The 678-nt window shown below is 73.0% G+C and carries 1 protein-coding gene; it reads right to left on the minus strand.

Going from position 1 to position 678, the window contains the following annotated elements:
• A partial coding sequence (locus tag LPA54_RS34375; protein WP_267487949.1) for a DMT family transporter occupies nucleotides 1–378 on the minus strand: 378 nt, incomplete at its 3' end.
• Nucleotides 379–678 lie beyond the last annotated feature (300 nt).

Consider the following 678-nt stretch of genomic DNA (forward strand, 5'->3'; position numbering starts at 1 on the left):
GTCGCTGGACGGCGCGCCCGAGGTGCCGACCAGCGCCAGCAGACCCGCGAGACCCACCGTCGCCATCAGGGCGCCCCGCCAGGCGGTCGCCCCGGCCTTGCGACCGACGAACAGCGCGGCCATCGGCAGCGCGAACACGATCGTCAGGGCGCCCAGCGGCTGGACCAGGCTCAGCGGGCCGTAGGCCAGCGCCACCACGTGCAGGAGCGCGCCCAGGCCGTTCAGCGCGACCGCCGCCCACCAGGCCGGCCGGCGCAGCGGGGCGTACTGCCGCGCGCCCGACGAGGACAGCGCCACCTGCTCCTGCACGATCGCGCCCCCGGCGTACGCCACGGCGGACACGAACGAGAGGAGCACGGACAACGCGAGGGCGCTCATCGGCTGCTCCTCTGCGTGAGGCGAGGGCGGTCAGCCCGGCGCGGCGAACGGTCGGCTTCCATGTCCAACACGATGCCGTGTCAGGGTGTTCCCCGTCGTCGTCCCTGAGCACCCTCTGCGTCCTACTGCCGATGGAGTACGGGGACGCCCTCGTCATCCCGTGGGTGGGCACCGCAAGACCGAGGCCCCTGACAACCACCCCTGAGAGACTTGGTACTCCTGTACCTCGTGGACCTCGACCCGCGCCTCACCGCCCTCCGTGACCTCGGTGGCTTCTTCGCCCTGCGCGCGGGGGAGGAC

Source organism: Streptomyces sp. DH12, from assembly GCF_020873895.1.
Classification (GTDB): Bacteria; Actinomycetota; Actinomycetes; order Streptomycetales; family Streptomycetaceae; genus Streptomyces.